27 protein-coding genes are annotated in these 25,456 nt (G+C 46.6%); 16 read left to right on the top strand and 11 right to left on the bottom strand.

The window, feature by feature from the left end:
- Nucleotides 1-72: 72 nt before the first annotated feature.
- The gene (locus tag MF542_RS01465; RefSeq protein ID WP_247015200.1) at nucleotides 73-2,352 is read right to left on the bottom strand and encodes a CocE/NonD family hydrolase; all 2,280 of its coding nucleotides are present in this window, start codon (nucleotides 2,350-2,352) and stop codon (nucleotides 73-75) included.
- 175 nt (nucleotides 2,353-2,527) lie between these two features.
- Here MF542_RS01465 and MF542_RS01460 point away from each other — a divergent pair, with 175 nt between their 5' ends.
- Nucleotides 2,528-4,567, top strand: coding sequence for a winged helix-turn-helix domain-containing protein (locus MF542_RS01460; protein ID WP_247015198.1), 2,040 nt, complete (start codon nucleotides 2,528-2,530; stop codon nucleotides 4,565-4,567).
- Between the two features lie 258 nt (nucleotides 4,568-4,825).
- Here the strand turns inward: MF542_RS01460 and hmpA are convergent, their stop codons facing one another.
- Nucleotides 4,826-6,004, bottom strand: a complete 1,179-nt coding sequence (gene hmpA, locus MF542_RS01455) for an NO-inducible flavohemoprotein (RefSeq protein ID WP_247015196.1) — start codon at nucleotides 6,002-6,004, stop codon at nucleotides 4,826-4,828.
- A 166-nt stretch (nucleotides 6,005-6,170) separates the two neighbouring features.
- On the opposite strand from hmpA, the gene norR reads away from it, so the two are divergent.
- Nucleotides 6,171-7,694: a nitric oxide reductase transcriptional regulator NorR gene (gene norR / locus MF542_RS01450; protein WP_247015194.1), complete on the top strand. Its 1,524-nt coding sequence runs from the start codon at nucleotides 6,171-6,173 to the stop codon at nucleotides 7,692-7,694.
- On the opposite strand, the gene MF542_RS01445 is transcribed toward norR, so the two are convergent.
- Both MF542_RS01445 and MF542_RS01440 read right to left on the bottom strand, forming a co-directional pair.
- Complete coding sequence (locus tag MF542_RS01445) at nucleotides 7,680-8,030, bottom strand: hypothetical protein (RefSeq protein WP_247015192.1); 351 nt, start codon at nucleotides 8,028-8,030, stop codon at nucleotides 7,680-7,682. The genes norR and MF542_RS01445 overlap by 15 nt on opposite strands.
- A complete protein-coding gene (locus tag MF542_RS01440) occupies nucleotides 8,030-9,019 on the bottom strand; it encodes a sterol desaturase family protein (protein ID WP_247015190.1) in 990 nt (329 codons plus the stop codon). Before MF542_RS01440 ends, MF542_RS01445 begins: the two co-directional genes overlap by 1 nt.
- Nucleotides 9,020-9,149: 130 nt before the next feature.
- Here MF542_RS01440 and MF542_RS01435 point away from each other — a divergent pair, with 130 nt between their 5' ends.
- A complete protein-coding gene (locus tag MF542_RS01435) occupies nucleotides 9,150-9,755 on the top strand; it encodes a TetR/AcrR family transcriptional regulator (RefSeq protein ID WP_247015187.1) in 606 nt (201 codons plus the stop codon).
- On the opposite strand, the gene MF542_RS01430 is transcribed toward MF542_RS01435, so the two are convergent.
- Nucleotides 9,752-10,387 (bottom strand): CGNR zinc finger domain-containing protein, encoded by a 636-nt coding sequence (locus MF542_RS01430; RefSeq protein ID WP_247015185.1) that lies wholly within the window; start codon nucleotides 10,385-10,387, stop codon nucleotides 9,752-9,754. The genes MF542_RS01435 and MF542_RS01430 overlap by 4 nt on opposite strands.
- 137 nt (nucleotides 10,388-10,524) lie before the next feature.
- On the opposite strand from MF542_RS01430, the gene MF542_RS01425 reads away from it, so the two are divergent.
- Nucleotides 10,525-11,154, top strand: coding sequence for an FMN-dependent NADH-azoreductase (locus MF542_RS01425; RefSeq protein ID WP_247015183.1), 630 nt, complete (start codon nucleotides 10,525-10,527; stop codon nucleotides 11,152-11,154).
- A gap of 53 nt (nucleotides 11,155-11,207) precedes the next feature.
- Here MF542_RS01425 and MF542_RS01420 read toward each other — a convergent pair whose 3' ends face one another.
- Nucleotides 11,208-12,359: a PepSY-associated TM helix domain-containing protein gene (locus MF542_RS01420; protein WP_247015181.1), complete on the bottom strand. Its 1,152-nt coding sequence runs from the start codon at nucleotides 12,357-12,359 to the stop codon at nucleotides 11,208-11,210.
- A 246-nt stretch (nucleotides 12,360-12,605) separates the two neighbouring features.
- Between MF542_RS01420 and MF542_RS01415 the strand changes: the two genes are divergently transcribed.
- From MF542_RS01415 to MF542_RS01400, 4 genes are all read left to right on the top strand, one after another.
- A complete protein-coding gene (locus tag MF542_RS01415; RefSeq protein ID WP_247015179.1) occupies nucleotides 12,606-12,866 on the top strand; it encodes a hypothetical protein in 261 nt (86 codons plus the stop codon).
- Nucleotides 12,867-12,916: 50 nt separating this feature from the next.
- Nucleotides 12,917-13,963, top strand: coding sequence for a sensor histidine kinase (locus MF542_RS01410; protein WP_247015177.1), 1,047 nt, complete (start codon nucleotides 12,917-12,919; stop codon nucleotides 13,961-13,963).
- Nucleotides 13,956-14,648, top strand: a complete 693-nt coding sequence (locus MF542_RS17745; RefSeq protein WP_247015175.1) for a LytR/AlgR family response regulator transcription factor — start codon at nucleotides 13,956-13,958, stop codon at nucleotides 14,646-14,648. The genes MF542_RS01410 and MF542_RS17745 overlap by 8 nt, the downstream gene beginning before the upstream one ends.
- A 545-nt stretch (nucleotides 14,649-15,193) precedes the next feature.
- Nucleotides 15,194-15,862: a TetR/AcrR family transcriptional regulator gene (locus MF542_RS01400; protein ID WP_247015174.1), complete on the top strand. Its 669-nt coding sequence runs from the start codon at nucleotides 15,194-15,196 to the stop codon at nucleotides 15,860-15,862.
- Nucleotides 15,863-15,934: 72 nt separating this feature from the next.
- Here the strand turns inward: MF542_RS01400 and MF542_RS01395 are convergent, their stop codons facing one another.
- Entirely contained in the window at nucleotides 15,935-16,300 is a 366-nt protein-coding gene (locus MF542_RS01395) for an Mpo1-like protein (RefSeq protein WP_247015172.1), read from the bottom strand.
- Nucleotides 16,301-16,566: 266 nt separating this feature from the next.
- Between MF542_RS01395 and MF542_RS01390 the strand changes: the two genes are divergently transcribed.
- Nucleotides 16,567-17,163 carry a PAS domain-containing protein gene (locus tag MF542_RS01390; RefSeq protein WP_247015170.1) on the top strand — a complete coding sequence of 199 codons (597 nt, stop codon included), beginning with the start codon at nucleotides 16,567-16,569 and terminating at the stop codon, nucleotides 17,161-17,163.
- Between the two features lie 147 nt (nucleotides 17,164-17,310).
- Complete coding sequence (locus tag MF542_RS01385; RefSeq protein ID WP_247015168.1) at nucleotides 17,311-17,865, top strand: PAS domain-containing protein; 555 nt, start codon at nucleotides 17,311-17,313, stop codon at nucleotides 17,863-17,865.
- Between the two features lie 233 nt (nucleotides 17,866-18,098).
- Here the strand turns inward: MF542_RS01385 and MF542_RS01380 are convergent, their stop codons facing one another.
- Nucleotides 18,099-18,677 carry a TetR/AcrR family transcriptional regulator gene (locus MF542_RS01380; RefSeq protein WP_247015166.1) on the bottom strand — a complete coding sequence of 193 codons (579 nt, stop codon included), beginning with the start codon at nucleotides 18,675-18,677 and terminating at the stop codon, nucleotides 18,099-18,101.
- 290 nt (nucleotides 18,678-18,967) lie between these two features.
- Here MF542_RS01380 and MF542_RS01375 point away from each other — a divergent pair, with 290 nt between their 5' ends.
- Complete coding sequence (locus tag MF542_RS01375; RefSeq protein WP_247015163.1) at nucleotides 18,968-19,513, top strand: hypothetical protein; 546 nt, start codon at nucleotides 18,968-18,970, stop codon at nucleotides 19,511-19,513.
- Between the two features lie 14 nt (nucleotides 19,514-19,527).
- Here the strand turns inward: MF542_RS01375 and MF542_RS01370 are convergent, their stop codons facing one another.
- From MF542_RS01370 to MF542_RS01360, 3 genes are all read right to left on the bottom strand, one after another.
- A complete protein-coding gene (locus tag MF542_RS01370; protein ID WP_247015161.1) occupies nucleotides 19,528-20,022 on the bottom strand; it encodes a hypothetical protein in 495 nt (164 codons plus the stop codon).
- Between the two features lie 2 nt (nucleotides 20,023-20,024).
- The gene (locus tag MF542_RS01365; protein ID WP_247015159.1) at nucleotides 20,025-20,672 is read right to left on the bottom strand and encodes a hypothetical protein; all 648 of its coding nucleotides are present in this window, start codon (nucleotides 20,670-20,672) and stop codon (nucleotides 20,025-20,027) included.
- Nucleotides 20,673-20,795: 123 nt separating this feature from the next.
- On the bottom strand, nucleotides 20,796-21,926 hold the full coding sequence (locus tag MF542_RS01360; RefSeq protein ID WP_247015156.1) for an alkene reductase: 1,131 nt from the start codon (nucleotides 21,924-21,926) through the stop codon (nucleotides 20,796-20,798).
- 31 nt (nucleotides 21,927-21,957) lie between these two features.
- On the opposite strand from MF542_RS01360, the gene MF542_RS01355 reads away from it, so the two are divergent.
- The 5 genes from MF542_RS01355 (at nucleotide 21,958) to MF542_RS01335 (ending at nucleotide 25,404) form a co-directional block, all read left to right on the top strand.
- The gene (locus tag MF542_RS01355) at nucleotides 21,958-22,248 is read left to right on the top strand and encodes a hypothetical protein (RefSeq protein WP_247015154.1); all 291 of its coding nucleotides are present in this window, start codon (nucleotides 21,958-21,960) and stop codon (nucleotides 22,246-22,248) included.
- A gap of 98 nt (nucleotides 22,249-22,346) precedes the next feature.
- Complete coding sequence (locus MF542_RS01350) at nucleotides 22,347-23,297, top strand: LysR family transcriptional regulator (RefSeq protein ID WP_247015152.1); 951 nt, start codon at nucleotides 22,347-22,349, stop codon at nucleotides 23,295-23,297.
- 109 nt (nucleotides 23,298-23,406) lie between these two features.
- The gene (locus MF542_RS01345; RefSeq protein ID WP_247015150.1) at nucleotides 23,407-23,916 is read left to right on the top strand and encodes a hypothetical protein; all 510 of its coding nucleotides are present in this window, start codon (nucleotides 23,407-23,409) and stop codon (nucleotides 23,914-23,916) included.
- A gap of 33 nt (nucleotides 23,917-23,949) precedes the next feature.
- Nucleotides 23,950-24,606, top strand: a complete 657-nt coding sequence (locus MF542_RS01340) for a PspA/IM30 family protein (protein ID WP_247015148.1) — start codon at nucleotides 23,950-23,952, stop codon at nucleotides 24,604-24,606.
- Nucleotides 24,607-24,762: 156 nt separating this feature from the next.
- Complete coding sequence (locus tag MF542_RS01335) at nucleotides 24,763-25,404, top strand: YqiJ family protein (RefSeq protein ID WP_247015146.1); 642 nt, start codon at nucleotides 24,763-24,765, stop codon at nucleotides 25,402-25,404.
- Nucleotides 25,405-25,456 lie beyond the last annotated feature (52 nt).

The following is a 25,456-nucleotide window of genomic DNA, read 5'->3' as shown; positions in this document are numbered from 1 at the left end:
CAATATTTCGCCAATGACAAGTGCGAGAGATGGCAAAGGCCGGAATAAACCCGACCTTCTAATTGGTTAGTATTACTTCAGTGGTTTGATAGGCAGGTTCAGGTAACTGCTGTTCTGCCATTCAAGCTTGAGCGGTTCGCCAGCGTCTTTGATGCTTTCAAGGCTTACATCTTTCCCTGTGCCGTAATTTACCTGTGCGATCACGTTTTTATTTACATTCACGATGGCGGCGATGCGACTGCCTTCGGCTATGCGCTTACTCACCATACGCGTGCGGTTAAATTCAATGCTTTCAATTTCACCGGGGGTAAGCAAGTGCCGCTTGGTTTCATCAGCCGCATAACTGGCGCGGCCCATATAGGATGCCAGGTGAATAAACTTACCGTCCGGTAGGATTTCATAAAGCGTTACAGCCAGATCTACATCCTTTTTGTTCATGCGAATATCAAGCTTGCCGGAGAACTGGCCCGATAGCTCCATATCTTCCGCGAAGGTATCGGTGAGGAATACTTTGCCGCCGAAAGTCTCTAACTGGTCGCGGATAATTGGCCACGGGTATGAAGCATTATTCTGTGTTTTGCGGTCAGTATAATTAACGGTTTGCAGCACATTACCTGTTTTTGTTTCCCGGTGAGTACTGAGGGTGTGGTGTTCGCCAGAACTTTCTGTATTCAGATAATAACGTACTGTATCAGAGTTCATTTCTGCCAGCGACGGCACGTGCTTCCATGTATCTGCTCCCATCACTTGATAGTTTACTTTGTTTTTCACAAGGGCAGGCTTTGGTGCTCCTTTAAGGATGTGATCCATCCATTCAAAAGTAATTTCCGGCACATTAATAAAGGCGCTTTGATCAAGCTCAATACCGCGCAGGTTTTTACGCTGTGTGCCTTGAGCGCTCCAATGATCATAAGGACCGATGACCAGATAGTGATCCGCGTTTTTGTTATAGGTGTGGTGATCATTCAGATACCTGAGAGCAGAAATTTGTCCGTCATCATAATAACCCGTAATGGAAAGCACCGGGATGTTGATGTTCTTATAATCATTTTTATAAGGCACCATTGCTTGCCAGTATTCATCATAGGCAGGGTGGTCCAGCCATTTCTGGAACCAGGGGTTTGTAAGGCCATCAACCGCATCATATTCGCGGTAAGGGCGGCCACTTTCAAACCATTTAGTGTTAAGGCTTCCCCATCGGGCATTATCGAAATACAGGTCGAAATCAAGGCCGCGGTTGTTGGCTACATAAAAGGGCCACGCATAATTGGCGCTGATAGAAATATTGTTTTCCATCGGCAAGCCATAACCAGGTATAGCTGCCACATAAGGAACGATGGTTTTAAGCGCTGGGTGTGCATGCTTTGCCGCCGCCCATGCCGCGAAACCGTTGTAGCTGCCACCATACATCGCCACTTCGCCGTTATTCCAGCTTTGCTTGCTGATCCAGTCAACCACCGCGTTAGCGTCTTTGTGTTCGGTTTCGTATGGGCGGATTTCATCCGTGCTGAGGCGTTTGCCGCGGGCATCAGCTATCACACCCGCATAACCGTGAGCTGCTGCGTTCAAGGCTTCACGAAGATTGCTGTCCGGTACGTTGTAAATTGTGAAATTAAGCGCTGCTGGCATTGGCTCGGCCACTCCGCGAGGGCGTACTACAACTGCTGAAAGGGTGATGCCTTCAGGTGTTTTTATAAGAACGTTACGATCAGTAATATAACGGCGGTCAATATCTTCTTCTTGCAGGGGTTTGCTGGCAGGAATAACGGCGTTGTAAACATAGTAATCCTGATAATTATAAAGAAGGCTGGCTGCATCTTTGCTGGAAAGTTCATCACTGCCAGCTACGCGCCCAAACACAAATTTCATGTAAGGGATACCTTGTTCCAGACTATAGCCCATATAATAACTGGCTTTATGTGCCTCCTTGTTATTCAGCGGGCGGAATATGGCTTCATATACATGCCTGAAAGCAGTTTCGAAACTTTCATTTGTCCGCTGTTCGCGAATTTTGGTTTTAAAGAATAGCTCCTGCTGAAGGGTAAGAAACGGATTTGCGGGATAAGCGCTTGTATCCTGATTAGCCCTGATTTCTGCCAGTACCTTCAGTGCTTCGTCAAATTGGCCCGTTAGTGCGAGCAGGCGCATTTTGGTATCCAGGTTATGGCCTTCACTCTTCAGCAGTTTTTCTGCAAGCGCCTGCATATCTCTGTGGAGCTGGCTTCCTGAGTTTAACCGTTCAGCAAAGCCCTCAAAATCGGCTTTCACGGAAGCAGGCGTTTTGAAATTGTCCTGCGCTATGGAAGTTGTGGAAAGAAGGGCTGTTAATAGAAGTGCTTTTGTAATTTTCATCGTCGTGCCTCGGTTCATCATGTTATTGCCTGCACCACATCGGTGCGGCTTGAGATACCAATTCCACGAGGCGAAAAATAAGTAATGATCACGAGGTGATTTTTAGGTGATTTTTTGTGACCAAGCCTAAAAACCATGATAAGTTCACCGCCAAACTCGGGGTGATTAAGCGGTAATGCGTTGGAAAATAAGACAATTTATCTTTGATGAGAAAGAGCAAGCTCTGCATGAAAAAAATGCAGACGGCATAGAAAAAACTGTGCAGCTGGAACCTCTCCTTGCTGAAGTGCTCACCTATTTTTGCCTGAACCCGGATAAAACCATCAGCCGGGACGAGCTTGTTGATGCAGTTTGGGAAGCCCGTGCCATTACAGATAATGCCGTAAACCGGGTTATTGCAAAACTCAGAAAACAGCTGGGGGATGAGCCTAAATCCCCCCAATTTATTGCCACCTATCCTAAAAAGGGATACCGTTTTATTGCACCAGTTTCTGAACTGGTGGTAGAATCGGTTGTGGAAACTGCTGCCACAGGTGGGGAAGTGCAGGCCAAGCCACATAGCAGTAAATCCATGATGGTGTTTGCGCTGTTTATTATTGCGGCTTTTGCTGTGATGTATTTGCAGCAAACCACAAAGCCGGAACCAACTGTGAAAGGTACCGAATTTCTAACCCGCGGTGGGGGCCAGGAATTTCAGCCTTCTGTTTCACCTGATGGGAACCAACTGCTTTACACCACCTTTGAAGATAATTTTCTTCAGCTTTATTTGAAGAATCTTACAACGCAGGAAACCGTTAAATTAAGTGAAGCGGGCGCGCACCACGGCCCTGCGGATTGGTCAGACAGTGGTAAATATATCGCGTATCTTTACACGGATCAGGAAAGCTGTGAGCTGCGGCGCTTAACCCTTGATGGTATGAAAGTAACGGTGCAAGAAACCATTCATTACTGCCCTAAGAACAGCTACGGCAAAGTGATATTCACCCATGATGATAATAAGCTTTTGTATGCAGAAGCTAGCGAGGTTGGCCCGCCATATTCCATTTATGAGCTTACGCTGCCCGCGGGCACCAGCCGCCGCGTGAGCCAGCCAGAACTTATTCTGGGCGGCAATACACAGTTTGATCTGCACCCGACAGAAGATAAGCTTCTTATTTCCTCGCCTGACGCAGAGCAGTGGCTCGCGTTTTTCACGCTTGATCTGCAGCGGGATAAACTCACCCAGATGTTCCGCCTTAATGAATATATGTGCTGCGCAATCTGGAACCTTCGGGGCGACCGTGTGATCGTAATTGGTGAACATCCTGCGTATGATCTTATCAGTTTTGATCTGGAAGGTGGAGACAGGCAGATTATCCACAGTGCCAGCCACCGGATTAGCACCCCAATTCGGGATGATCATACGGGTGGTTACGTATATGTGGGCGGCATTTATAACCGTGATATTATCTCCTTGGACCGAACAGATGGCTCGCAGGAGCTGGTAGCGGCCTCTTCAGTAGATGATCGGTTGGTAACGCTTGCGCCAAACGGCAAGATGATCGCTTATATGTCAGATAAATCAGGGCAAGATGAAGTATGGCTTCAGTCGCTTGAAGATCATCAGGAACGAAAACTTACATCAGGCAGCAGTCATACCCATTATTATGATTTGAAATGGTCAACTGATAGAAAGCGTCTGGTTGGTGTTACTATCAATGAACTTCATGTGGTTGATGCAGAAACTGGTGAGCGCCAGAAACTTGATATCCCGCAAACAGAAATCCGTGGTGTTTCGTGGTTTGATGCAAACACACTTTCTTACAGTATTGCTGTAAAAGGCGGATGGCAGGTGCATTACTATGACCTACCTACCAATACAGTAAGTATAGAAAACAGGTCTTGGGCCTATATTCGTTACGCCTCTGATATGAAAAATACCTTGTGGTTTTCAGAAACTGGTGCGCTTTTTTCTGGTGAGGGTAGAGAACCAACTGGCTTAACTCTGTCAAATCCGATTGTTGGTCGTAAATTTGCTGTGGAAAAACAGGGTGATAAGCTTTTTTACTGGCAGTTTGAAAACGGTAAATGGGCTTTCTATGAACATGCTGTTGGCGGGGAGAAAGAATTACTGCTTCAGGCAGACGGTATGCCTGCTTTCGCAGTTGCTGGTGATAAGATTTATCTCTCCACGCTGAAAAGTCATTCAGCGGATATTTACCGTACGGTAAAATAAAGCGCCGCACCCACCGCAAGGACGAAGGTATAGTTCACCAAGCGGTGGATGGGATTCTATGTGCAGGCTTCCAGCGAATAAGCGCTAAACCAACCCCTGACAGGATGAGGTTTATCGGGAAGTTTCAAATCCGGTTCTGGCAATGTTTTCTTCCGAAAAAGGGGCATTGCCAGAGATGCGTATCCGAATTTTATTGCTCCCTTGATGCAGGGATATGCGATCATTCAACCAAACAAGCATGCACAGCCAGAATAGGGGTTAAGCAGCCAAATCTTCCGCCGGGCCGAAGAATTCATAGTGAATCTGACCTTCTGGAATATTCAGTTCTTTTGCAATTTTCAGCGCTGATTGCATGAAAGGCTTTGGCCCAAGGAAATAAAATTCAACATCCCGATCGGATGGGATTTGTGCTTCAAGCATTTCTTTGGTGATAAAGCCTTTGGCATGTGGTGCACATGTTGCTGTTGGTTCGTTATATACAAAGATAGGCTTTACGTTGGTGTGCTCTGCCGCTGTGTTTTGTACATGTTCACGGAAAGCGTGGGTGTTTCTGTTCAGTGCCGCGTGAATAAAGTGAATTTCACGGCCTGTCGCTGCTTCGGTATTCAGCATGCTGATCGCAGGTGTAATACCAACGCCGCCTGTCACCAGTACAAGGGGTTTGTCATTCTTACGCAGGGTAAACTCGCCAAACGGAGGCATAAGAGCAATGCTGTCGCCTTGGTTCAGATTGTTATGTAGATGGTTTGAAACTAAGCCATGTTCTTCCCGTTTTACACTGATGCGAAGATAGTTTTTACCCGGTGCATCAGACAGGCTGTAATTGCGGCGAACATGTTGACCATCAATGTTGAAAAGTGCTGCAATAAACTGGCCCGGTTCAAATGCTGGTACAGCACCGCCATCCTTCGGTGTGAGGTAGAAAGATGTAATGATATCGCTTTCGCGCACTTTATCCTTGATGATAAATTCGCGTAGTCCGCGCCAACCGCCTTCTTTGCTGGCGCCTGCAGCATAAAGACCTTCTTCCGCATCAATAAGAATACCCGCGAGCTGGCCGTATGCTTTGCCCCATGCTTCGATGATGTCATCAGAAGCTACATCACCAAGCACTGCTTTGATGGCTGCAAGCAAACATTCGCCAACAATATTATAATGATCAGGCTGGATGCCTAGGGAGCAGTGCTTCTGGATAATTTGCTTCACGGCACCATCAAGAGCACCAAGGTTTTCAATATGGAGTGCATATGCCACCACTGCATTCGCCAGCGCTTTAGGCTGGGAACCTTTGGACTGGTGAGTTTGGTTGAAATACGGAATTACCTCAGGATAGCGCTCAAACATCAGGGGATAAAAGCAGGATGTAATTTCATCAGCTTTAGGAGCCACTACAGGGGCAGTTGCTTTGATAATATCGATAGTGTTTTGATCTAACATAATTTCACTCTCACAGCATTAAACTGACATTTACATAACAACAAACGTGCCAGTTTCAGGATTGGCGGTATCTCTGGGGTTTAAATGATCGGAACATGCTGGTGAGGTTAAATTAACTTACTTAATGGGATGTTAAAATAACTCAGGGTGTGTTAAATGAACCCGTATGAGTATGTTGCCGTTTATCAGTATTGTTGAAGATCTGAGTAAGGCGCTCAAGCCAGCGGAGCGGTATGAGCGCCTGATTGATGCTATCGCCCAAGCCATTGAATGCGATGCAGTTGTTCTCCTTGAGTTAAAGCAGAATATGCTGGTGCCATTGGCTGCCAAAGGATTGAGCGAAGAGGTGATGGGGCGCCGTTTTGATGTGGAAAAACATCCGCGCCTGAAAAATATCCTTGAAAGTGATCAGCCAGTTCGCTTTGAAGCGGCATGCAAGCTGCCAGACCCGTATGATGGTTTGGTCGCGGATAGCGAACAGCTTCATGTGCATGATTGTATGGGATCAAGCATCTATGTGGACGGTGATATTTGGGGCGCACTTACCCTTGATGCGATGAAGGCAGGTACTTTTGATGCCCTTAATCCCACAGAAACGAGGGCCTATGTAGCGGCTGTAGCTGCTGCGATTAAAACCAGCCTGCATATTGAAGCACTGGAAGCAAAAGCCAGTCAGCAACATGAAATCGCCCAGTCTCTGATGCATTCGGAAGCGCAGGATCACATGATCGGTGAAAGTGATGCCATGCAGGCGTTGGTGGGAGATATTGACACCGTTGCTCCGTCTCTGCTTTCTGTATTGATCACTGGTGAAACCGGCGTTGGTAAGGAACTGGTGGCGCGTCAAATCCATGATCAGTCGGGCCGGGCAAGTGAGGTATTGGTGCAGATTAACTGCGCGGCACTCCCTGAAAATATTGTGGAAAGTGAGCTGTTCGGCCATGTGAAAGGTGCCTTTTCCGGCGCGGTTACTGACAGAAGTGGTCGGTTTGAACTGGCTGATGGTGGAACGCTGTTTCTTGATGAAGTGGGTGAATTACCGCTTGGGGTACAGGCCAAGCTTCTACGGACGCTACAGAGTGGTGAAATCCAGCGGGTAGGGAGCGATAGGATTATCTCCGTTGATGTGCGTATCATCGCAGCCACTAACCGGAACCTGCAGGAAGAAGTGAAGGCGGGGCGTTTTCGGGCAGACCTGTATCACCGCCTGAGCGTTTACCCGCTTCCTGTACCTGCGCTCAAGGAACGCGGCAAAGATGTTTTGTTACTTGCAGGCTATTTCCTGGAAAAGAACCAGCACCGATTGGGGCTTGGTAAGGTTCGGCTTTCTGCCAGTGCGGTCGAAAGCCTGCTTTCTTATAGTTGGCCCGGTAATGTGCGAGAGCTTGAGCATATTCTTAGTCGGGCAACGCTGAAAGCAAGCCGGGACCACACGGGTGCTGATATGGTAACCGTTGGAAATCATCACCTGGCACTTGAGGATGGGGTGCATCAGACATTAGAGACTGACGTGCCTATCCAAGTTAAGGATCACAGCAAAGATATGCGAGAGTTGGTGGATGGTTACCAGCGGCAACTTATTGCAGACCGGCTTGAATATTATGGCGATAATCTGTCTGCGGTAGCGCGTTCCTTTGGGGTGGACCGCAGCAACCTTTTGCGCACCATGAAGCGTTTAGGGTTGCGCTAACTCTTCCCTGAAGCTGCGCAGGGAGAGTATCAATCCCGCAATGGATGCCAGAAGTAAAATGAACAGTGGCAGAATGCGTTCTGCCTCGCCAGCTGCAGGATCAATGCGAATAAAAAACATGGTGTAGAGCTTACCGCACATATAAGCCCAAACCCCGAACTGAAGCAGTTTGCCTTTCATTGCATTCAGCGACCGCAGCGCATAGAGAAGTAAGGCGATTGCCACATAATCATCCAGTGAAAGGGGCCAGAATTTATCGGAAGTGAGCACAACAATCGTCTCTCCTATGAACAGCAGAGCCGAATAAATGATACTGTAAATACGCAGAGCTTTCATCAGTTCTTCTCCGCAAGTGGTGGTTCAGTAAGGGCGAGTTCTTCATAATATTCGGGGCGATCACTGTAATCAGCTGGCTTGTCGATGTCTCCATTAAAGGGCGCAGCTAGCTGGCCTAAGTAATCCTTGGGGTACTCGGGGTTGTGGAGCCCGATAGAACCCACTTCCTTTTCTTTCGGCCAGAAGAAGGTGCCGAAAATAATATCCCAAATGATCAGGTTGTTGCCGTAATTGGTGTTGCTCTGCTCTATGGCTTTTGAGTGGTGCCAGCGATGAAGCTCTGTCATGGAGAAGATGTAATTCATCACGCCCAGTTTCAGGTAAATATTCGAATGCTGAAACAGGCCGTGGATACCGTTGAATACGAAATAAAGAGCGGTGGTTTCCGTGTTCACACCAAGCACAAGAAAAGGTACGACTTCAGGGATCAGGAAATAGATTTTCTCAATAGGGTGAAAGCGCCCAGCGTTCAGAAGATATAGTCGGTTAGGACTGTGGTGCACGGCGTGAAACTTCCACATCCAGTGAATTTCGTGGGCCCAGCGGTGAACCCAGTAACGGCCGAATTCAGCAACCAGCAGCATGAGAAACAGTTGCGCTATAAGCGGCCATTCATGCGGCCAAAGTGAGGATGCTCTCTCTCCGATTAGATAGGTCAAGCCTGATACTAGAGTGGCAAGATATAGGGGTTTTAAAAGCCGCGGCATGATGATTTGGGCAACCACCATATGAATAAAATCTGTGCCTACATCGTCATCATTCCGGTTCCAGCTTTTACGGAAGGGAAGAGCATGTTCTAGAAGCCAGATGCCAAGTGCACCAGGGAATAACACATAAAAAACCGCCAAACCTTCATGCACACCCATTTGCAAAAGTGCATAAACAGCAAGAAGGCAGCTTGTCATGAAGGCCGGGAAAATCAGCCGTGCAGCAAGTTCACGAACAAAGGTGGTGTTTTCCGCTTTTGTATTTTCGTTGGCCGTATCCATTTCTTTGCCCTCCCAAGTAAATAAATGGAAACATTGTTTCCGATAATAAGCAAAAGATGATAGATAGCAAGAAAATCCTGTTTTCTGCGGCTTGTGCTGATAAAGAAAGAGGGTGAAACAGGAGCTGTTTTTGGAACAAACACTGAAATCAGATAAGCGTAAAATTAAACCGGAGGCTCTGGAGAGCTTGCGGGCAACTATTCTTGCGCTGTTCAGTGAGGATGAGTTCCACCGCGTGGGGATCAGGGATATCTGCAAACGTGCGAAGGTAAGCCCTCAAACGGTTTATAAATATTACGGCAACAAGGAAGAGCTGCTGCTTGCCTGTATCGAGCCGGATATGGTGGAACTTACAGCACTTGCGAAGGAGCGATCAAGAACAGCGGTGGGGCTGAAGGCCAAGCTTTCCGCACTGGCTTCAACCCAGTTTGAATTTTACGCAGAACGCCCGGTGATAGCGAAGCTTGTGTTTATGAACCTGCCGCCCATTTTCTGGGTGAACCGTGCGTCTGTCGCACAGGCTGAATTTCAGGATTTGTACGAAGATGTGCTTAAGGAAGCCCGAGCGGCTGGTGAACTGCCTGACACGCTTGATCTGACATTATTACAGGATATCAGTTCAGGTGCGGCTTCCCGCGTAATCTTGCGGTGGTTATCAGCAGGTGCGAAGGATGACCTGCGCACTAGCGGTAAAGCATATTTCGAACTTTTATGGCGCTTGGCGAATGGCAATTAAGCTTCGGCTTGTGCTTTTTTTCGGGCACGGTAAGCAGCGGCTTTGGCGCGGTTACCGCAAATTTCCATAACACACCAACGGCGCTGGTGGTTTTTAGTGCGGTCGTAGAACCAAAGTGGGCAGGCCGGGCCTTCACAGTTCCTGATAAGTTCCAGGTGTTCATCAATGAGTAGGTCTGCAACGGCTTCTGCGATCGGTACCAGAAGGCTGTCTGCTGTTTCGATCTGGCGGTTGCGAGCAAGGGAAAGTGCACCCTGTTCCCCTGAACTGGTTAATTGGTGTTGATATTTAACGGGTAGTGCCAAAATATCGTTCAGAGGCTCAAGTTGAGTATCAGTATCCGTAAAATGAACACCATTTTCTTTATAACGTCCCAGATAGTCGCGCAGCCATTCACGCAGGTTGCGCGCAGTTTTTGCGGCTTTATCAAGAACGGCTTTTGAGAAGGCCTTCTTCACATATGCGTATTCTTCATCGGTCAGCAGGCCAGCCTGCATAAGCCAGTTCATAATGTCTTCCCCACTGGATAGCCAGTCAAACTCAGTGCCGGAAGGGGCGCAGCGGGTGTTGAGAAAATCAAGCGCTGTGTGTTCCGCCACAAAAAATGCATCTGGTCTTTCGTCTGTCGCCAAGGGGTTCTCCTGTTGGTCACTTACCTGTGATGAGTAACCTCTTAAGTGGTTCTTGACAAGTTACTATTCAATTAATAACTGTCAAAAAGTATTTTTAAAGGTTACTTGTGTAAACCATGTATGAAAGTGATAGAACCATGACCAAACTTCTTTATGTGAATGCCTCCCCGCGCAGGGAAACATCGCACAGCGCTAAAATTGCTGAAGCATATGTAAACCAGCGCTTGGCGGATGATCCGTCAATTGAGCTGGTAAGGCTTGATCTGTGGCAAGCGAACTTGCCGGAATTTGATGGTGATAAAGCCGCTGCGAAAATGACCTTTTTCGGTGTCGGTGAACTGGATAGCGGACTTGAGAACGCCTGGGATGAAATCGTGAAAATCACTAACCAGTTTATTGAGGCTGATGAATATGTATTCGCGGTGCCAATGTGGAATGGCGGTGTGCCTTATAAGCTGAAACAGTATCTGGATATTATTACCCAGCCGGGTCTGTTGTTTGGTTTCACACCAGAAGATGGTTACTTCGGCCTTTTAGAAAATAAGCGCGCAGCCGCTTTCTACACAGCTGGCGTTTTTGGGCCGGGTGTTCCTTCCCAGTATGGGCAGGATTTCCACTCAACTTACCTAAGCTGGTGGTTTGATTTGGTAGGTATCACGAACATCCGCGTGAACCGTTTCCAGCCATCTCTCCTGACAGCTGACCCTAAGGGGGATGAGCAAGAAGCGGTAGAGCGTTCAATCAAGCTTGCGAAAAATATCACCTAAAGGGAAGGTGATATGAAGGCGCGGGAACCTGCGGCCTGCGCCTTCACTTTTATTTATGCTGCTGCCGTGGCGGCACGTTTTGGTTTGCGGTTCAGCTTGCGTTTTTTCAGCCACATCCACACACCTGTTACATATAAAAACGGTGGAAGCAGGCCTGCGATGGCAAACAGTATTTGGTGGATAAGGCCAAAAGCCTGTGCTTCATGCAGCGGGCGCATCCAGTTAAAGAAACTATCAGCCGCCGTCATTTGTGAAGGTGACCAGTTGATAAGCTCTGCCCCGGTATATTGATCAAGCAACAAAATAGTATCACCGTCTTCGTGAATATCCCCGTCGTGTTTCAGTTCAAGGCGGTAGGTTGCTGTTCTCTCTTTTGGTAGACGAATATCTGTAATGGTGCCGCCGCTGTAGCGTTCATTCACCAACATTACCAGTGCCGAGAGAGAAAGTGGTTCGCCGCCACTGTCTTTGGATTCGAATGGTCCTTGAAATTGTGTGCGCTCAGAAAAAGCCGAGATTGGTGCTTCGAATACTTCAGGGAAAGCCATGGTAAAGCCGGTGAAAGCGCTTACGATCATTACAAGCCCAAGTGCAGAGCCAAAAGCTTTGTGGCTGTCAAAAAGCACACGCATGGTATTGGCGTTCCATTTGATTTTAAAGGCCTGCTTGAAGCGGCGTTTTTTAGGCCACCACAGAATATAGCCAGATAGTAGAATGAAAAAGGCGGTCCCTGCCGTGATGCCTGTGATGGTTTTTCCAGTGCCGCCCGCGAGGAATTTTTCGTGGAACTGCATCACGGTGAACATAAAGGTATCTGTAAAACGGAATTCACCCAGAATTTCACCTGAATAAGCATCCATTTTATAGGCACCAACATTCCGTCGGCCTTCGCGGTAATTGAAGCTATAAACACCGTCACTGCCAGTAGGAGGCTGAATGTCGGCTAGCTCACCCTTGGTATCGTGAGTTTCTGCCCAGTTCTGCATAAGAAGGGTTGCTTCCTCAAGGCTTAGCATATGGTCTTGTTCAACCGATGTAAGTTTATCTGAATTCATCAGGCGCACGATTTCATCATCGAAAGCCAGCATAGAGCCGGTTAGTCCGAGAAGAGCAAATAAAAGGCCTAGAGTTAAACCCAGATAAAGATGCAGCTTCACCAGAAAATCTTTAAAGGTGAAACCGCGTTTAGTGGAAGCGCGCGCCATGGTATCCTCGCTTGTCGTGTTCTGCTTTCTACGTTTCCCATAGATGGAACTGGTGCAGTATCCCTTCAGTTTCCTCTTGTCCCCACAAGCGATGTCTGCGAGCCCCATTGAGGGAACGGGTTAAAGCATGCAAATCATCACATTTCAGATCGGTATCCTTTTGAACAAAAACAGAAACGGCAAAGTGCAAACGCCATCTGGTAACTTAACTCGCTACTGGTTCACCACTGACAGGAGTTGCAGATCGTGTTTGGGCACGTTTACTTCCCACCAGTGATTGCTACACAGAATATTTCTATCTTTGTTCAGATATCCTCTCCGATGCTGATTGGTTACTGCACCAGCAACAGTGAAGAAGCACGCTTGGGCTGTGAAGAGAAGGTATGCTTTGATCACCGACAGTATCTAAGGGACAAACGGAGGCTTTCACTGGATGAAAAGTTGTTGGTCATTTCTTTACTGTTGTTTATCCACAATGGAGTGCGGATATCATTCTTTGCCTGTTAAATAATCTTTCGTTCAAATAGTTTGTCAGGGAATTAGAAAAGGAACTTGGTTTGCTGCGGCTTATCCCTAAAAACTGGAAAACAGATACATATATTATCGGGCTGGTTTGGCTTTCTACCCTGCTGCTTATTGTCTTCTCTCATGAGCAACCACATCTGCATGTGGGTGAGGCTGTTTATATGGTTTTCCGTGGCCTTTTAGCTGTGCTGTTGCTTTACGTGTTGTTGCCCCGGTTCTTTTATAAGGGCGAATATGCGCTCTTTACCTTGTCTGCGGTGTTGGCCTTTGCGGTGTTTGGAAGTTTTGAAGAAGGGGTGATTGAACCGTTTTTCTTTCCCTATACCCGAGGGGCAGATCCGTGGTCTGTCACTGGGGTGATTTATATGGCCATTGAAACCATGCCAATGATTGCGGTGATGACCTTTATCAAGCTGGCGTGGGATTCAAAGGAAGCACAGGAAAACTTGGTGGCGGCGCATAGCGAAAAGATGGAAAGTGAGCTGAAATTTCTTAGGTCTCAGATTAATCCGCATATTCTTTTTAACGCGTTGAATAACATTTATTCCCATTCACTGACAGATACGGGCAAAGCCCCGGATATGCTTTTGAAGCTTTCGGATTTGCTGCGCTACACGCTTTATGAATGCAGCGAGGATTTAGTGCCGCTTGAACGGGAATTGGTCTCTATCAATAACTACATCGCTATTCAGGAAATGGGTCTTGAAGGCAGAGGGTTTATTGATCTGCATATTGAAGGCGACACACAGGGGAAATTTATCCTGCCGTTCGTGCTTATCACCCTTGTGGAAAACTGTTTCAAGCACAGTTTTGATACTCAGGACAAAGGGATCGAAATTCGTATTTCTATTAAGGCGGGAGCAGATAAGCTTTGCTTGAAAACAGAGAATAGCTTTGATGAAGACCACCGTACGGAAAATGAAGGGGTAAAGGAAAAAGGTGTGGGTATTGCGAATGTGCGCCGCAGGCTTGAGCTTTTAAGTGGTGGAGAGTTTTCTCTTACCCACGGTAGGAATGGCGATGTTTATGTGCTTGAGCTGGAAATGCCGTTGAAGACAAAAGGGGCAGGTCGTGACTAAGCTTCGTTGTCTTGTCCTTGAAGATCAGTTGCCAGCACAGCGCGTGCTTAAAAACTATATCACCCGTCTTGATGGGCTTAAGTTGATCGCTACCTGTTCCAGTGCTGCTGAAGCTTCCGTGGTGCTAAGTACAGATAAGATAGATGTACTGTTTCTGGATATTCACTTGCCCAAAATGGATGGTTTTTCTTTTCTTAAATCGCTGGATAACCCACCACATGTTATCGTAACCACCGCATATTCTGAGCATGCTGTGGAGGGCTTTGAACTTGCGGTGGTTGATTATCTTTTAAAACCTTTTTCCTTCGACCGGTTTGAAGAAGCGCTTAACCGCCTGCCGGATGAGAAGGATGTTCAGGCGCCGCCACAGGAAGAAATAAAATCCCTGTTTATCAAGGTGGATGGTGATTATCTGCGACTTGATCTGGATAAGCTTGTTCACATAGCGTCGGACGGGAACTTCCTGCATATCAATACTGCTGATGCTAGGCACTATATTCTCGGAACACTTCAAAGTTGGGCTGATCGCCTGCCGCAGGAAAAATTTGTGCGGGTTCATAAATCACATATCGTGAATATGGATTATGTGGAGCGTATTTCCGGTAACCAGTTGTTTACTGCCAGTGGCTCTATCCCAATTGGACGGGCCTTTAAAGACGGTTTGCTTGCCAAGGTGATGAATTAATCATCTGGGTTTTCGCCATTTTTCACAAAACGTGTACGTCAGTGTGAGCGCAATTTTTGCGTGATCTGATTTGTGCTGTGTTGCTACTGCCGATTTCTCCGGCAGAACCGCGTAGCGCGGCATTAATTCAAAAATAGCTTCGTCAATAAATAGATAAATAACAATTGGTTATGATTTTTATGTTTTTTTTCTTGAAATTAGAATTTAAATTCTATTTTATACAAATACAAGATCTCACAGCGCTTCTTGGAATTGGCTAATGCTCAATTAAAGGGTGTTTTGGTGAGAGATGGTGTGGTCGCTGCATGGTGTGTGGTTTTGCTATTTACACAGCGCCCCCACCAACATGTTATCTGCTGTGTTTTGGCATGAAGTCGATCGTGTGGTGATATTAAATTCTTCTGCACGAGAGATGTTTTGAGTGAGTTTAGAGTAGGCAGTGGTCGTTTGCAGGTTGGGTACACAGTATCCTGCAAGTATGGTCATTGGGAGCTTAGCGACCACTGCTGCTACCGTTTGGGGCAACTTAATTTGGGAATTAAGAAATGGGTGCACACTCTGCGGCTTTTGAACGCAATGGGGATGGTGCTTGGCTATATGGTGAGTGGGTTAACGAGCCAGCACAAAACAGATCTGAAAAAACATTTTTCCGTTTTCTGGATGCAGCCGAGCAACTGCTTGATGATGGCCACTGGCATGAAGTTTCTGTACAAAGTATTGTAAAAGAAGCCGATGCGTCTGTTGGTTCATTCTACAACCGATTTCAGGATAAAGAAGCACTTCTGCACTGCCTTGACGGCAGGTTAGGGCAAGAATGTGAGTTGACGGTTGATAGCTTGCTTCATGAACTTGAGTTATGCCGTGGTTTGCTGCCGAACGCCGCCCAGATAATGGTAAGTTTGTTAATGCGCCTTTGTACTGAGCGTGGAGGTGTTATCCGGGCGCTTGATATCGCTGCAAAAACTTCTCCGGCGGGTATATACACGGGCTTTAATCAGCGGTTAGAAGAGGCGCTAGGCAGGTATGCAGAGCATCTTAAAAAGCATGATGATGTTCTCGCTAAATATGATGTAAACTGCATTGTGGGGGCGTTTCTTGAAACGTTCGCAATTGCCCGAGAAGCCATACTCTACCGTAAATATGCCAGCAGTGGCGAAACACTACATGTTAATCTGATGCGGCATTTCCATGTGAGTTTGATGAGCTGGAATTAAGCTATAAATAATTGCCCAATAAAAAAGCTGAGCACCGATGCTCAGCTTTTTTTGTATTCGGTTGGAATCTATTTATTCTGCAGTTTTCATTTCCGGTGAAGAAGTATCCCTCTTCGTTACAAAATGCTCACGAGGCAATGTGCCTGTGAGGGCCTGAAAATACATTTTGAAATCGCCCATCAAACTCCAGAATGGATATGTGAAGGTAGCAGGGCGGTTCTTTTCAATCACGAAATGCCCGAACCAGGCAAACGCATACCCAGCCACAGGTGTTGCGGCAATCAGCCAGTATTTCCCGGTGATGATAGCACTAACTACAAGGCCAATCACAATTGTGGTGCCGATATAATGCATAAAGCGATCAGCAGCTAAACTGTGCTCTGAGAGGTAAAAGGGATAAAACTCTTCAAAAGTTTTATATTTTCGTTCATCAGCCATGGTGCCCTCCATCTTTCCCAAGGTGCCGCAATGGTGGCGTTTATTGATAATTTTGTCAAATAACTTCGCTGGTATATTCGTTTGGAAAAGCTCGTAGATTTGACAGTTCTACTTAAAAATGAGACTATTCAGCCATGTACAAAAAAGCGAAGCCGTGAAAAATGGCGGGATAGCGACAGGTTTATTGGTTGGGAAATTTTCCTGTAGCCGCCTCTTATTTCCAGTTTTTGAATGAATTCATGGTTACGTCTCTTGAGGGGATAACGATGCCGTCTGAGCTGCACCGTGAGGCCATAATACGCAAAATCGAAGATCCCAGTGTGCTGCCTGAAAGCTCGCTGCATTTCGAATTTGCCGATTATTTGGCCAGCATAGCAGAACAGGGCATGATACAGCGCAGCAGCTTTGACCCTTCTGCTATTCCTCCAGAAATCCTACCAAACCTTATGATATGGGATGTATTTCCGCCGGAAGTCCGAACTGGTTTATCTGATATAGATTTCCGGTTCAGGCTTATGGGCAGTGGGCTTGTTTCAATGCTCGGGTTCGAGATGACGGGTAAACTGCTCACTGAATTCCCATTGTTGGTTTGTAAAGAATATCTGCGAGATAATGCGCTATTGGCGGAAAAGCATTCCAAGCCTGTGTTTTCTCACACAGCGCTTGAGTATCCTGATGGAACTTTCCTAACCACGGATAAAGCTTACTATCCTCTAAGACATAAAGACGGCTTACACGGTATGCTGGTTATGTTCACGGCTACAACCCTGCAAGAGCTATACAAACCTGTGATAGATTTAGGGGAGCCTTGCGCAGTTGAGGACCGTTTTCGCGTGCTGCCTGGTATTGCTTTGTGGAGTTAACTTATTGAAAATATTAAGCTATGTTAATATTTCTTTGTTGATTTCTAAGTTCTGTAGGTTAGCTGTATTATTTTAATAAGTTATAAAGCTTTTCCCGACACACTCAACTCAAGGTGATTCTTGTGTAGGGGCGTTAGGGGGACGAGCGTGTCGGTTTTTGATGCGATGGCAAACTTTTATGGAGCAGATCCAGCCGAAGATGAAATTCATCTCTGGCCAGATCATCATGCTCCGGATACCAGTAATCATTTAAAAGACGTTGCCGCTTATTTCAATTCCAAGAAGCTTGGTCGGTCTTTTAATCAGCGTCGGGATTTGAATCCTGCTGAACTGCGTAGTTATCTTACATATTTCATGTTGCTTGAATGTGAATTCACAGAGGGCTCAGCAGGGCAGGTCATTAGTGAAGCGCATGTCAGGCTTATGGGAACGGATGTTTCTGCCGTTTACGGCGATGGTACCGGGCAAAAGTTGAGTGACTTTCACGGTGTTGCGGCACTTGAACGTTTCAAGCGCGTTACAGAATATTGCATTCAGGAACGCACGATAACAGTTGCACGTTCGGCAGCTTTTAACCGCGGACGGCCAAATTGGGATGTAACAGCCCTTTATGTACCTTTTTCTGATGCAGAAGATAAAAATGTTACCCAGATTCTGGTTTTTACCGATGTGCTAAGGTGTGAGCCAGGGGCTGTTAATTAATCATGTCAGAATAGCCCTCTGGCAGAAGTGTAAAGCAGCGTTAAACAGGGCCTTTAAAGACTAACATCCGTTTATCGCGAACAAAGGGCATTTTACCGCAAGGGTCACGACAAAGAGTTTCTAGCCTGCTAGCTAGATATTCAGAGGAAAGAACCTGAGTTTCGACAGCTAAAAATCCCCACAGAGGGAAAAAGTGATAAACACGGTGCCAAAGGGTTCCGTGTTTTTGCTTTTTATAGGTCTTTTGGTTTCAGGAATATTGCCATTTCACTGGCCACAGACATCAGCGGTTCACTGCTTCTGGATGCGCGAGCTGCTACCAGCGCTCCTTCAAAAGCTGAAAGGATAAGCCGAGAAGTAGCCCTACGCCGTTCTTCGGGCCAGCCTTCGCGCGCGAGCATTTCGCAAACATGTTCGATCCAGATTTCATGTGTACGGTGGGCAACTGGGGTAATCATTTCAGATTGAGGTACGGTCTCTAATACAATCGTGGAAATGGGGTTCCCGTTTCTGTAGCCAGACCGTTCCATCCATTCAGAGAGAAGGGTGGCATACTCCACAACAAAATCGGCGGCTGTTGGTAGCTCTTCGCCAATTTTTTTGATGGCGTTGGTAAGTGTTTTACCTGCGGCTTCCACCGCAGCCGCGCCGATCTCTTCTTTGCCTTCGGGAAAGTAGTGATAAAGGCTGCCTCTCGGGGCTCCAGATTTTTCCAGAATGGCATTGGTGCCTGTCGCAGCGAAACCTTGCCGGCAGAATAATTCAGCCGCAGCTTCGACGAGTGCATCCCGATGTTTTTGTGGTTTAGCCAAAATTGTTTCCTAAAGCGCTTGGGGTTTTCCTATTATCTGAAGGCAAATGCCTAAAAGTCAAACCTCGAATAGCTAAGTCAGGTGAAATGCGCTTTTAAGTGTTGTTTATATGAGTGAAGGTACCGTAGTTGCCAAAAAAGCCTGTAACTGGCTGAAATGCTGAATCTTGGGCAGTTGTTGACGTAAGTTATTATAAATATTTGATATTTTTATAATTTTTTTACTTAAGGAGGTTTGACAGCGCTTTCTTAGCATGGTTAATTTTTGTTAACCTTAAATAGAAATGCGCTATGAATTCAGATGACTTTCAAAATCGGCCTCCTCGTATAACGGGTGATGTAGGTGGTTTTTCCGTAAGCCTGGCATCAGGAGAGGATGACCCACGCGCCAGCTTGGCTGGGCAGGAAATCATGAAATTTTTTCAAGCGAAGACTGAGGGGCAACGTCTCGCGACGAGAACCGATTTTACGCCGAGAGATTTTCAAAAGTATTTACCGAAGATAGCGCTGATTGATTTGCTATATGATGCATCAGGTAAAGTAGAAGATGGCGTCTTAAGGGTATCCGGTAGTGATCTTGATGCTATTTTTGGCCCAAGCACTGGCATGAAGGTTATGGATCATCCCAGTGGTGTGGGGTACCGCTGTATTGAGACCGCGAAGCTTGCTGTCCGAGAGCGAGCCAATGTTTTGGCCGATGCACAGGAAGTGCACCCATCAAAGCCTTTTTGGACCAGTCGTTCGGTGAATATACCTCTTGCTGATGAGGCGGGTAAAATTACTCAATTGCTTATTTATGTCAGCGTGGAAAGCAAAACGGGTACACCGAAAGAATGATTTCTTTGGGTAGGTTAGCTGCTCGTGGCGAAACGCCCTCGAACAGCTTGTACTGCTAACCAATATGCGCCGTAAGCTACCAGAAGCCAGCCAAGTGGAAATTCCATATCAAATACATCCGGCCAATAGTTAAACCAGATGAAAGCATTGACGAGATTAAGGATGGCATCAACAAATTCTTCCACGGCAAGCTTGATGAGATATTCAATGCTAAAGCCATTACTCAATAGCTTTCCAACCACTTCATAAAGCTGGCCAAGTTCGATGAACAGGTATGTAAAAAAGGCCATGGTGCCATAAAAACCACCACCAAATGTAACCCAGTTTTCCATAAGCCAGCCAGGTTTACTGTCGCCATTTTCTTCCAGTTCTTGTTCTACTTCGCTGTGATGGTTGAAAGGTGTAATGTGACCTTTTTTCAAGGCCCACCAGTGTATGGCATAGGTGAAGGCAAATAATGGCACACCTATAAGAAGCGCTGCTTTAAATATATCAACGATATTAATCATAACTATTTTTCTTGCGGCTCACTGGGGGCAGATTCAGTCTTTTGTTTAGCTTTTTGGGCATTTTGCAGCTTCTGCCATTCGCCTTTGGCTTTTTCTGTGGTGCTATCGCGCCAGCGTGCAAGAGCAGGCCATACATGATGGCTATATTGGGAAACCTGCTTGGAGCCGATATAATAGCCAAGATAAGCCATCGCGAGCCAGATAACGATATGATCTTCAATAACGCGGCCCCAGGTAATGAACCATATAATCGCTGCGATGAAATTATAGAGAGAATTGAGAAGAAACTGGATCAGTAGATCAAGCCCAAGATTGCTGAATATATAGGCGATCTTACTAAGGTCTGTGATGAATTCCCAAATTTCCTGAAGCTCTATCACCACGTATGTGAAGAAGGCCATGATACCATAAAAACCGCCACCGAATGTCATCCATTTGTTGATGAAGAAGTCGCCGTGATCGGTTTTTTCACCTTTTTCTTTTTTCAGTTTTTTTTCTTCCTTCATCTGCTCCATTTGGGCTTTTAGTTCTTCACGCGTTTCAAAATGCTTGAGCGTGCCCTGTTTAAGAGCCCAGCCAAGCAGGAAAAAACTGAAGATTCCCACAGGGATAGTAGCCAAGAAGAAGGCTTCGAATATTGCTGATATCATGCGCGCCCCGTTACGCTTTTTTTGTTTCCTCGCTATAAACTAATGTAGGAGCGGTAAGCCGGGGCTTCAATCCCTAAAAAAATAGGGAGCCCGGAGGCTCCCTTTCTGGAGGTGGGGTTTCCTCTATTTGAGGAATGGGTAATCCGTATATCCTTTTGCATCACCGCCATAGAAGGTATCGAAATCAGGTGTGTTTAGATCGGCGCCTTTTTTGAAACGTTCCACCAGATCTGGGTTGGCGATATAAGGTTGGCCAAACGCAACCATATCTGTGTTGCCTAGTGCAATCTCTGCCGCTGCAGTTTCTGCTTTAAAACCGCCTGCTGTTAAGATTGGGCCTTTAAAATATTGGCGTACAAAAGCGTTGATGCTTTCTGGCAGGTCAGGTTTATCTTTCGGACGGTTCAGATCGTCGTTCGCTAGCTCAACAACAGAAAGGTAAGCGATGCCTTTTTCGTTCAGTTTGGTGATGACATATTCATAAAGCGCACCGTTATCTGAAAGAGTTGCCTCAAGGAATGTATTCCAAGGCGAAACACGAACACCAATTTTATCAAGCGGCCAAATTTCTGATACTGCATCCAGTACTTCAAATAGCAGGCGAGCACGGTTTTCAATGCTGCCGCCATAACTATCTGTACGCTTATTCACATCGTCAGACAGGAACTGGTTCAGGAGGTAACCATTCGCTGAGTGGATTTCTATACCATCAAAACCAGCAGCTTTTGCATTGGCGGCCGCTTGGCGGAAATCCGAGATTAAAGCTTTGATATCATCCTCGGTAAGCGCGCGAGGCTCTACAAACGGTTGCCAACCAGCTTCGGTGAAAGCCTGGCCTGATGCTTCGCCGGGGATGCTGGCCGATGGCGCAACAGGTGTTTCCCCGTTTGGCTGTAGGTCAGGGTGAGAAATGCGGCCACAGTGCCATAACTGCGAGATCATCTTCGCACCGTTTGCCTGCACGGCACCGGTGATGTTTTTCCAACCGTCAATTTGCGCCTGGTTGTAAATACCCGGTGTGAAGGCATACCCCGCCCCTGTTGGGGAGATAATGGTTGCTTCGGAAATAATCATCGCAGCACTGGAGCGCTGTTCATAATATTCGCGCATTAAATCTGTTGGAACACGGTCACTTCCGGTGCGGGAGCGGGTTAGAGGTGCCATTACCACACGGTGGTTCAATTCAAGGCTTCCTGCCTTGAAAGGGGTGAACAAAGTATCTGTATTTGCTTCAAATGTTGTTTCTGAAGTCATGTCCTATCTCCGGATTCTGGGGGGATTCACAATGGTTTTTGTCAAAGAAGAATCTTCTGTGCGTTTCAGGATTGTCTCTATTAACGGGCTGATCACAAAACTGATCAATGGAATGATGACGGCTGCTGAAATCGCGCTCCTGAATAGGATCGAGGTTTCAGGAAACAGCGCAGCATTTGTGCTGGCAAGCAGTGCAACGGTTGGTGTTACAAACACCCACATCAACATAAGGACTGCGGTACGCGGCGGTTTTTGCTGTGCTTTTTTACCAGACATTGTTTTTCTCTCTGACGAGTGGATCAAATCAATATCTGCTAGATAGGGTAGGTTTATTAATGTTATAATAGGCAATAATTTGATATTTGTATTGCGTTTTGTGCAATAATAGATTTTTGCAGTTTATGAAAAGCGAGCCATAGTATGGATCAGTTTGCAGCCCTGAAGGCGTTTGTCATTGTTGGTGAAGAAGGCAGCTTTGTGAAAGCTGGCGCGGTGCTCGGTGTGGCAACATCTTCTGTTACGCGTCAGGTGAATAATCTCGAAGAGCATTTGGGGGTGAAGCTCTTACATCGTTCTACGCGCAGCGTAACGCTTACAGATGTGGGGGAGAAATATCTGGCTGATGTAAGCCGTGTTCTTGAAGATCTGGATCAGGCGAACCGCAGCGTTATGGATGCAGGCACCGGGCCAAGGGGGTTATTGCGGGTAAGCGCGCCGCTTGAGTTTGCGAGAGTGCATATTGCACCATTTTTAAAGGAATTTGGTGACCTGTACCCGGATCTTGAGCTTGAACTGGACCTATCCAACCGAGTGATTAATCTCGCGGAAGAGCGCATTGATGTAGCGATAAGGGTTGGGCAAATTGAATCCATGTCTCTTATCGCGCGCAGGCTTGCAGGGCATAGACGTATTCTTTGTGCCTCTGAAGACTATTTCCAGCAGTATGGTATCCCTGAGCAGCCGCAGGACCTGAAGCGGCATAACTGTATTTCTTTTGTCAGCAAGGCTGGCGGCAGAAACTGGCATTTTGAACGGGATGGTGAGCGGCACACTGTAAAAGTAAAAGGGAATATGCGGGCCAATAATTCCGAAATCTTGCGGCAATCAGCCCTTTTAGGAGGCGGGCTTATTCTGGCACCAGATTGGCTGGTTGGGTGTGATGTAACCTGTGGGCAGTTAAAACAGGTGCTGGCGGATTGGGAAGTTACCACGAATACCAAGAACGGGGACGTAAGTGCGGTTTACCTACCACATCACCGTGGATCACAGAAGATCAACGCTTTCGTTGATTTTCTTAAGGCGAAATATGAACCCACACCTTATTGGCTTAAAAGTGTACAGGGCTGCGATTTATTGTCCTCATCTGAATAAAATCTCAAAAATTGTATTTTGACCTCTTGAAAGCGTGTATGCAAATGCATACATATAACCTATAAGTTTTGTTAATGCGCACTAAGGGTGCATGACGAAGGGGGTTGAGATGGGGGCGAAATCCGTTCCATTAAGTGTACGTCTGCCGCAGGCAGATGCCGAATATATCGCCGGGCTTAAAGCGGGTGATGCCGTTACCATGAGCGAAAAAGTCCGCTTTTTGGTGGGGGAGGCCCGGCGGTATGCCGAAGAAGGTAAATCATTTGAGGGGCTGGTGAAGCAGCAGCACGGTATGCTGGAGCCGCTTGAAGATGCTATCGCAAAACAAGAAGGGGAAACTGGTGAGACATCAGCGCTTTTAAAGGCACTTATCCAGTATATTCCTACCCTTGTTGCTTCCCTTGAAGCCGTTGAATTTAATGGAAATATAGATTTGAAGGCAACGCTTTCTAACGTTGAAGCTGAAGCTGCAAATCTTACCAAAGCTTTTCTTGATCAACTGGCGCGATTAGCTGTGACCGAGGAGGCGCCTTGTATGAACCCGAGCGTTGCACGGGATATAATAGAACCGCTCGACGAGTTGTTCACACTTAAGAATTCCGCGCCATCTGGCGCTTGATTAACACTCTGGAAATAAAGAAAGGATCGGGATATGGCAAATCTTGCTTCCCGTGTGGGGCGACTGATTTCTGGTAGCATTAATGCAGCTGTGGATGCAGTTGAAGATATGTCACCTCTTATGGTGATGGAACAATCTGTACGTGAAGTGGATGAGGCAATTGCCGAAGTTCGTACAGAAATGGGAAAAGCAACCGCAGATAGGCATTTGGCGAATAAGAAGCTTGCTGAAAATAGTGGTAAACATGAAGAATTAGCGTCTCATATTGAAGTCGCTATCAAAGAAGGCCGGGATGATCTGGCAGAAGCCGCTATCAGCCGGCAGATGGATATTGAAGCGCAGATACCTGTGCTTGAAGAAGCGGTTTCAGAAGCGTCTGACCGTGAAGGTGAGCTTGAGAAATATATTGATGCTCTGAGAGGGAAAAAAGCAGAAATGCTTGAAGAGCTTCAAGTTTTCAAAACCCGGATGGCGGAACAGCCGGAAAATACAGTTATTGATGCTGGTGGTAACCCTTCTGCAGCCCACGATGTAAATCGGAAGGTGGATAATGCGTCGAGTGCCTTTGATAGGATTTCTGGTGCTTTAAGCACGGGCGATGTGAAAAACGGTGCTGATATTGCGGAGCTGGCACAGCTTGCTCGCAAATCTGAAATAGAGAAGCGACTGGCTGCTCTCAAGAACGAATAAGCCTCAAGGGGGCTTGAAGTCGCCGTCACTGTGGTGAGTATCTGCGGCTTCCAATCAACCCAATGCTCAGAGAGGGTTGGTTATGGGTACCCAATATTCAGGGGATTTATGGGTACCCAATCATCTTCATGATCATATAAATGAATAGGCTAATGAATGATCGATTTTGTTTTACAGGCTGAAAATCTACCATTTGCTGTAGCACTTGCACTTCTTGTTTTGATCGGTTTGATCGAGGGCGTAGGCATGCTTTTGGGCTTCGCGGTTTCTGGCCTTTTGGATAATCTGTTTCCGGATGCTGACCTGGATATGGACGCCGATATCGGTGATCACGGTGCCTTTGGCGAACTTCTTACATGGCTTCGTGTGAAGGAAGTTCCAGTGATTGCAATATTGATCGCGTTTCTAACCAGCTTTTCGATTGTGGGTTTTGCCATTCAGCAGGTGCTGTTCAGTATAACAAGTTGGATGCTGCCTGCGGTTGTCGCTGCTGTGATTGCGGTGTTTGCAAGTCTACCTGGTGTAAGGCTGTTCGCTGGTGTGCTTGCGAAGATTATGCCCCGGGATGAAACATCTGCGATCTCTCGTAATGAATTTATTGGCCATACTGCAACCATCACACTTGGTGTAGCAGCAACTGGTTCACCTGCGGAAGCAAAGTTCCGCGATAAACACGGCACCACTCATTATTTAATGGTGGAGCCAGATAATAAGGGCGAAGAATTTTCGCAGGGATCAGATGTACTGATCGTGCGGGAAGAAGGAGCCCGTTTCTTTGCGATCCCTGCAGAGAAATAAAAACACACATGAATAAAGCACTGCTGTGGCAGTGAACCTTCTCACTCTTTTT

It is taken from the genome of Kordiimonas laminariae, from assembly GCF_023008165.1.
GTDB classification, from domain to species: Bacteria; Pseudomonadota; Alphaproteobacteria; order Sphingomonadales; family Kordiimonadaceae; genus Kordiimonas; species Kordiimonas laminariae.
This window is presented reverse-complemented; position numbering and strand designations above follow the sequence as displayed.

Excerpts from the sequence above, each read along its gene's own strand:
- MF542_RS01465 (WP_247015200.1), bottom strand. The coding sequence starts at position 2,352 with ATGAAAATTACAAAAGCACTTCTATTAACAGCCCTTCTTTCCACAACT.
- MF542_RS01460 (WP_247015198.1), top strand. The coding sequence starts at position 2,528 with ATGCGTTGGAAAATAAGACAATTTATCTTTGATGAGAAAGAGCAAGCT.
- hmpA (WP_247015196.1), bottom strand. The coding sequence starts at position 6,004 with ATGTTAGATCAAAACACTATCGATATTATCAAAGCAACTGCCCCTGTA.
- norR (WP_247015194.1), top strand. The coding sequence starts at position 6,171 with ATGAGTATGTTGCCGTTTATCAGTATTGTTGAAGATCTGAGTAAGGCG.
- MF542_RS01445 (WP_247015192.1), bottom strand. The coding sequence starts at position 8,030 with ATGAAAGCTCTGCGTATTTACAGTATCATTTATTCGGCTCTGCTGTTC.
- MF542_RS01440 (WP_247015190.1), bottom strand. The coding sequence starts at position 9,019 with ATGGATACGGCCAACGAAAATACAAAAGCGGAAAACACCACCTTTGTT.
- MF542_RS01425 (WP_247015183.1), top strand. The coding sequence starts at position 10,525 with ATGACCAAACTTCTTTATGTGAATGCCTCCCCGCGCAGGGAAACATCG.
- MF542_RS01420 (WP_247015181.1), bottom strand. The coding sequence starts at position 12,359 with ATGGCGCGCGCTTCCACTAAACGCGGTTTCACCTTTAAAGATTTTCTG.
- MF542_RS01400 (WP_247015174.1), top strand. The coding sequence starts at position 15,194 with ATGGGTGCACACTCTGCGGCTTTTGAACGCAATGGGGATGGTGCTTGG.
- MF542_RS01395 (WP_247015172.1), bottom strand. The coding sequence starts at position 16,300 with ATGGCTGATGAACGAAAATATAAAACTTTTGAAGAGTTTTATCCCTTT.
- MF542_RS01390 (WP_247015170.1), top strand. The coding sequence starts at position 16,567 with ATGCCGTCTGAGCTGCACCGTGAGGCCATAATACGCAAAATCGAAGAT.
- MF542_RS01375 (WP_247015163.1), top strand. The coding sequence starts at position 18,968 with ATGAATTCAGATGACTTTCAAAATCGGCCTCCTCGTATAACGGGTGAT.
- MF542_RS01370 (WP_247015161.1), bottom strand. The coding sequence starts at position 20,022 with ATGATTAATATCGTTGATATATTTAAAGCAGCGCTTCTTATAGGTGTG.
- MF542_RS01365 (WP_247015159.1), bottom strand. The coding sequence starts at position 20,672 with ATGATATCAGCAATATTCGAAGCCTTCTTCTTGGCTACTATCCCTGTG.
- MF542_RS01360 (WP_247015156.1), bottom strand. The coding sequence starts at position 21,926 with ATGACTTCAGAAACAACATTTGAAGCAAATACAGATACTTTGTTCACC.
- MF542_RS01355 (WP_247015154.1), top strand. The coding sequence starts at position 21,958 with ATGGTTTTTGTCAAAGAAGAATCTTCTGTGCGTTTCAGGATTGTCTCT.
- MF542_RS01350 (WP_247015152.1), top strand. The coding sequence starts at position 22,347 with ATGGATCAGTTTGCAGCCCTGAAGGCGTTTGTCATTGTTGGTGAAGAA.
- MF542_RS01345 (WP_247015150.1), top strand. The coding sequence starts at position 23,407 with ATGGGGGCGAAATCCGTTCCATTAAGTGTACGTCTGCCGCAGGCAGAT.
- MF542_RS01340 (WP_247015148.1), top strand. The coding sequence starts at position 23,950 with ATGGCAAATCTTGCTTCCCGTGTGGGGCGACTGATTTCTGGTAGCATT.
- MF542_RS01335 (WP_247015146.1), top strand. The coding sequence starts at position 24,763 with ATGATCGATTTTGTTTTACAGGCTGAAAATCTACCATTTGCTGTAGCA.